The sequence below is a fragment of the Salinicola sp. genome (assembly GCF_982684285.1).
This window is the reverse complement of record NZ_CEXLVS010000259.1, coordinates 1-5,617: the sequence shown is the minus strand read 5'-3', so window position 1 is coordinate 5,617 and position 5,617 is coordinate 1. Positions and strand designations below refer to the sequence as shown.

The window sequence follows — 5,617 nt, the reverse complement described above, 5'->3', positions numbered from 1 at the left end:
AAGTGGAGGCGATCAAGGAAGCATGGCGTGTGCGTCTCGCCGGGCTATTCACCGTCGCGCCGATTCCCTTCCGGTCGCAAAACGGCGGTGACTTCCCCGATCGCCACACCATGGCCGACCACGTTGCGCCGGGCCAAACCGGCCTCGCCGCGCACGTTGCCGATCTGGCCGACACATGAAGAGCAACACCGATGTCGTCGGGTTGGTCAACTTAGATCGCCGGTGCCTTCGGACCTTAAGGAGATGGAGATGGATGTAGCATTTATCGGGCTCGGGCAGATGGGCTCGGGCATGGCCGACAATCTCGTGGCGACCGGTCACCAGGTCGCCGTCTGGAACCGGGACTGGGCCAAAGCCGAGCCGTTCGCTGCGCGGGGTGCGAGTGTCGCCGCCGATCTCGCCGCGGCCGCCCGGGCTGGCACCGCTATGACGATGCTGGCCGATGACGCGGCCGTCGAGGCGGTCGTGTTCGGAGACGGCGGGCTGCTCGCGGCAGGTCCCGGCCTGCTGCATATCTCATGCAGCACGGTCAGCGTGGACCTCACCGCCAGACTGGCGGAGGCGCACGCTGCGGCGGGGCAGCGTTTCGTGTCGGCGCAGGTGCTGGGCCGCCCGGACGTGGCGGCGGCTGGCAAGCTGTCGGTGATCGCGGCTGGCACGGCGGAGGATCTGGATGTCGCACAGCCTTTGTTCGACGCGATCGGGGCGGGGACGCATCGGGTCGGCGACCGCCCGGTGATGGCCGCGGCAGCGAAGGTCGCGCTCAACGCCGGCATCCCGGCCATCATGCAGATGCTGACGGAACAGTTCCGCATCGTCGCCGCCCACGGCATCGCTGCGGATCGGATGGCGGCGCTGATGCTCGAAGTGAATTACGGCAATCGCCTGATCGGCAGCTACGGACCGATCATCGCGGAAAAGCGGTTCGAGCCGGCGGGATTCCCGATGCGGCTGGGCCGCAAGGACGTGGGATTGGCGATCGCGGCGGCAGGCGACGCCGATCTGCCGCTGACGGAGCTGATCGCCTCGCGCATGGACGCGATCATCGGTGCTGACGGTGGGGAGCGCGATTGGTCTGCGGTCGGCCAGACGGATTAGACGTCGAGGAACCTAACTTGCTAAAGGCGACGGTGTCCTACGGTTGAACGCTATCAAGGTTAGTCTTCGGCCCGTGCGCAAGCAGCGCCTTCCTCTATAATCTCCGGCGCGCGTCCGAGCAGCGCGCCGAGCGTCGGGTCTGTGGCAGCAAAGTCGCCTTGCCGCGCACTTTGGCGATCTGATCGGCGCATAAGGAGCAACACCGATGTCGCCCGCATTGTTCGCGCTTGCCGTGGCGGCCTTCGCCATCGGCACGACGGAGTCCGGCGAGTCATTCGTGGTATTCACCTTTCTTGCATCGCTGCTGACGGAGGTAACCCACGTGTCTCCTGCCGCAGTCAGCCTGGCGATCACGGCATTCGGCGCAGCTGCGATGATCGGGAATTTTGGTGGGGGCCGGCTTAGCGATGCACTCGGCACGCGGCGCAGCCTGATGGCAGCGCTGGTCGGTCTAGTCCTGGCCCTTGCGACGCTGCCCGTTTCGGCCCCGCACGTCCTGACAATGCTCGCAACCTACTCCTCTGGTCTGCCTGCTGCTTCTGCCTTGGCCCGATCGTTCAGTCTGGCGTGGTCGCGGCCGCGATTGCTTCGGGCTTCAACATCACCGCGTTCAACTAGTTAGTTGTCCTTGATACTGAAGCACACCAACACTTGCCTCATACCGAATCATGAAATCTATTCATGGTTAGGTGAAATCTTATCGCTTTTCATGCATCCACAGGCTCTGGCATAAAGAGCGCATCCGCTTCGACGACAGGCGCTGATGCGCCTGTCTGTCGATACGCCAGACGAAAACACTGCATTGACGGACGCTGGGCCTTCTCACGGTGCCAGCGCCTCTCTAATTACCAGGGTGCTTGTTCGCGATGAGTCACGATTTCACATTCGATATCAAGAGCGTGCGGTTCGACGAAAACTATCGCCCGGCCGAGAACACGCGCACCACCACCAACTTCGCCAACCTGGCGCGTGGGGAGCGGCGCGAGGAGAATCTGCGCAATGCGCTGACGATGATCGACAACCGCTTCAATGCCCTGGCGCATTGGGACAACCCCAGAGCGGATCGCTACGCCGTCGAACTCGACATCATCACCGGTGAGCTGAGCGTGGGTGCCGAGGACGAGGACGACACCTTCCCGGCGATCGAAATGCTCAAGACGACAATCATCGACAAGCACACCGGCAAGCGTATTCCGGGCATGGTGGGGAACAACTTCTCCTCCTACGTGCGCGACTACGACTTCAGCGTCTGGCTGTCGGAGCACAACCGCGATCGTTCCGAATTCGGCATCCCCGATGGGTTTGGCGACTTGCACGGCAAGCTGTTCAAGCGCTTCGTCGACTCCGATGCCTACCGGGCCTCCTTCAGCAAGGCGCCGGTCATCTGCCTCAGCGTCTCCAGCAGCAAGGTCTATCGCCAGACCGACAATCGCCACCCGGTACTGGGCGTGGAGTACGCAAACGATGACTCCTCGCTGACGGACTTCTACTTCGGCAAGATGGGGCTCGAGGTGCGCTACTTCATGCCGCCGCATGCCGTCGCGCCGCTGGCGTTCTACTTCTCCGGCGATCTGCTGGCCGACTACAGCGATCTCGAGCTGATCAGCGCCATCAGCACCATGGAGACGTTCCAGAAGATCTACCGCCCCGAGATCTACAACGCCAACTCGGTCGCGGGCAAGATTTACCAGCCCAGCCTGGAGCATCAGGACTACTCGCTAACGCGCATCGTCTACGACCGCGAAGAGCGCAGCCAACTGGCCGTCGAGCAGGGCAAGTTCACCGAGCGGCACTTCATCAAGCCCTACCGCCAGGTGCTCGAGCAGTGGTCGGCCAACGACTCTCTTTGATCAGCCCGTTCCAACGACTCTTTTTGATCAACCTGTTTCAACGTGATCGACTCGCTCCAACGACATCCTTTGATCAACCCGTTATGAAGGTCACTTTTGCATGAAGACTTTGTTGCCCACGTCGACCGCCGGTAGCCTGCCCAAGCCCGCCTGGCTGGCCCAGCCCGAGACGCTCTGGTCGCCGTGGAAACTGCAGGACGAGGAGCTGGCCGAGGGCAAGCGGGATGCGTTGCGGGTCTCCCTGCACGATCAGCAGCGGGCCGGAATCGATATCGTCAGTGACGGCGAGCAGACTCGCCAGCACTTCGTCACCACCTTCATCGAGCACTTGAGCGGTGTCGATTTCGAGCAGCGCGAGATCGTCAAGATCCGTGATCGCTACGACGCCAGCGTACCCTCGGTGGTCGGCCCCGTGGCGCGGGAGAAGCCGGTCTTCGTGGAGGATGCCAAGTTCCTGCGCCAGCAGACCGACCAGCCGATCAAGTGGGCGCTGCCGGGCCCCATGACCATGGTCGATACGCTCTATGACGGCCACTACAAGAGCCGCGAAAAGCTGGCCTGGGAGTTCGCCAGGATCCTCAACCAGGAGGCCCGCGACCTGGCCGCCGCCGGCGTGGATATCATTCAGTTCGATGAGCCCGCCTTCAACGTCTTCTTCGACGAGGTGAACGACTGGGGTATCGCCGCCCTGGAGAAAGCCATCGAAGGGGTCGAGTGCGAGACCGCCGTGCATATCTGCTACGGCTACGGCATCAAGGCCAACACCGACTGGAAGAAGACCCTGGGGTCGGAGTGGCGCCAGTACGAGGAGATCTTCCCCAAGCTGCAGGCGTCGAACATCGATATTGTCTCGCTGGAGTGCCAGAACTCCCACGTGCCGATGGAGCTGATCGAGCTGATCCGCGGCAAGAAGGTGATGGTCGGGGCCATTGATGTAGCCACCAACACCATCGAAACACCGGAAGAGGTCGCCGAGACCTTGCGCAAGGCGCTGCAGTTCGTCGATGCCGACAAGCTCTACCCCTGCACCAACTGCGGCATGACGCCCTTGTCTCGTGAGGTGGCGCAGGGCAAGCTGAAGGCTTTGAGCGCTGGTGCGGCCATCGTGCGCCAAGAACTCGCCCGCTAGGCACTGGGCTCGGCCGCCGCGGCGAGTTCGCCCATAGCAGCACCATCGAGATCGCGTCGGCGGGCCGGAAACGGTCCGGCGGCGCGCCCTGGGGTCGCGTGATACGCTGGCGCTCGGCCACCCCTGGAAATCCTGCCCCATGACCACGGTCGCGATCTTCGTCGACACCCAGAACGTCTACTACACCGTGCGCGACGCCTACGCCAAGCAGTTCGACTATCGCCGCTTCTGGGCGCGGGCGACGGCGGGCCGCGAGGTGCTGACCGCCCGCTGCTACGCCACCGACAAGGGCGATGCCAAGCAGCGCGGCTTTCAGAACACCCTGCGCAGCATTGGCTTCGAGGTGAAGCTGAAGCCGTTCATCCAGCGCGCGGACGGCTCCGCCAAGGGCGACTGGGACGTGGGCATCACCCTCGACGCCATCGAGTATGCAGCCCGGGCGGACGTGGTGGTGCTGGCCTCCGGCGACGGCGATTTCGACCTGCTGGCGCGCAAGATCCGCGAGGTCCACGGCAAGCGTGTCGAAGTCTACGGCGTGCCCAAGCTCACCGCGCACTCGCTCATCAACGCGGCGAGCCAGTTCATTCCCATCGAGGGCGATCTGCTGCTTGGGTAATACGGCCACGTGGCGCTCGGTCCCTAATTTGCCCTCATCAAGAAAATCCCTTTGACGGCCGATACTTGGTTAGCGGCTTGCCGCGACAAATACCAAGAAAAGATTCAAGAAGGGAACATAGATGTATAAAAAAGCGATTCTAGGCGCGCTCATCACCACGACGCTGCTGGTTTCAGGGTGCGCCTCGGTGCCCATGGGATCCAGCGATGAAGATCTTGCACTCAAGCAGTTCCCCGCACCTCCGAAGGGTGAAGCTGGTCTCTACGTCTACCGCGACAGCTTCATGGGCAAGGCACTAAAGAAGTCTGTCTCCCTGGATGGCCAACTTCTTGGTGAGACGGCTAATGGCGTCTATTTTTACGAGTTGATCGAGCCGGGCGAGCACAGCCTGTCGACGGAATCCGAGTTCAGTGACAATACGCTCGTGTTTACCGCGAGTGCCGGTGAGAATTATTTCGTTGAGCAGTACATCAAGATGGGCGTGTTCGTTGGCGGGGCAGGTCTCGAAATGAAGAGAAAAGATGAGGGTATGAAGGCTTTGCGCGAGTGCTGCCATTTGGCCGCACCGCAGTAGAGTGTATTCGCCACTCGCCAGAGAAGCCCTGGAAAACCAGGGCTTTTCTCTATAAGAGGAGCCCACGCCAGCGCGCTACTGCTGTCTCTCGAAGACCTGCCGGATCTCGCCGCCATCTCCGTAGCCTGGCCCTGCGCCATGACGCGCGTGGACATGGCCAGCCCGGCTGCCGCCACACCGACCGTGCCCAGGAAACCCCGCCTATCCATCGTTGGCTGATGGCTCATGAAATTTCTCCTATAGCCAAGGCGTCAGAACTGCCAGTTAGCGGGGACCCAGGCGTAGGCTTGATCGGTCTTGAGCATGTGACCGAGGCCCGGAAACGGAAAGTGGAAGCCAAGCACGGGAAT

At 62.2% G+C, this 5,617-nt stretch carries 6 protein-coding genes and 1 pseudogene; 6 read left to right on the top strand and 1 reads right to left on the bottom strand.

The window, feature by feature from the left end:
• Positions 1-249 precede the first annotated feature (249 nt).
• The 6 genes from AC3AYF_RS17575 to AC3AYF_RS17550 all read left to right on the top strand — a co-directional run bounded on the left by AC3AYF_RS17575 (position 250) and on the right by AC3AYF_RS17550 (position 5,267).
• On the top strand, positions 250-1,098 hold the full coding sequence (locus AC3AYF_RS17575; protein WP_487780097.1) for an NAD(P)-dependent oxidoreductase: 849 nt from the start codon (positions 250-252) through the stop codon (positions 1,096-1,098).
• A gap of 205 nt (positions 1,099-1,303) precedes the next feature.
• On the top strand, positions 1,304-1,720 hold the full coding sequence (locus tag AC3AYF_RS17570; protein WP_295041067.1) for an MFS transporter: 417 nt from the start codon (positions 1,304-1,306) through the stop codon (positions 1,718-1,720).
• Between the two features lie 244 nt (positions 1,721-1,964).
• Entirely contained in the window at positions 1,965-2,948 is a 984-nt protein-coding gene (locus AC3AYF_RS17565) for a DUF1852 domain-containing protein (RefSeq protein WP_295041069.1), read from the top strand.
• Positions 2,949-3,048: 100 nt separating this feature from the next.
• On the top strand, positions 3,049-4,077 hold the full coding sequence (locus tag AC3AYF_RS17560) for a methionine synthase (RefSeq protein WP_295041071.1): 1,029 nt from the start codon (positions 3,049-3,051) through the stop codon (positions 4,075-4,077).
• Positions 4,078-4,216: 139 nt separating this feature from the next.
• A complete protein-coding gene (locus AC3AYF_RS17555; protein WP_295041073.1) occupies positions 4,217-4,693 on the top strand; it encodes an NYN domain-containing protein in 477 nt (158 codons plus the stop codon).
• 121 nt (positions 4,694-4,814) lie between these two features.
• Positions 4,815-5,267: a DUF2846 domain-containing protein gene (locus tag AC3AYF_RS17550; protein ID WP_295041078.1), complete on the top strand. Its 453-nt coding sequence runs from the start codon at positions 4,815-4,817 to the stop codon at positions 5,265-5,267.
• A 134-nt stretch (positions 5,268-5,401) separates the two neighbouring features.
• Here AC3AYF_RS17550 and AC3AYF_RS17545 read toward each other — a convergent pair.
• A pseudogene (locus tag AC3AYF_RS17545) lies at positions 5,402-5,476 on the bottom strand (twin-arginine translocation signal domain-containing protein); the annotation flags it as partial.
• Positions 5,477-5,617: the final 141 nt, after the last annotated feature.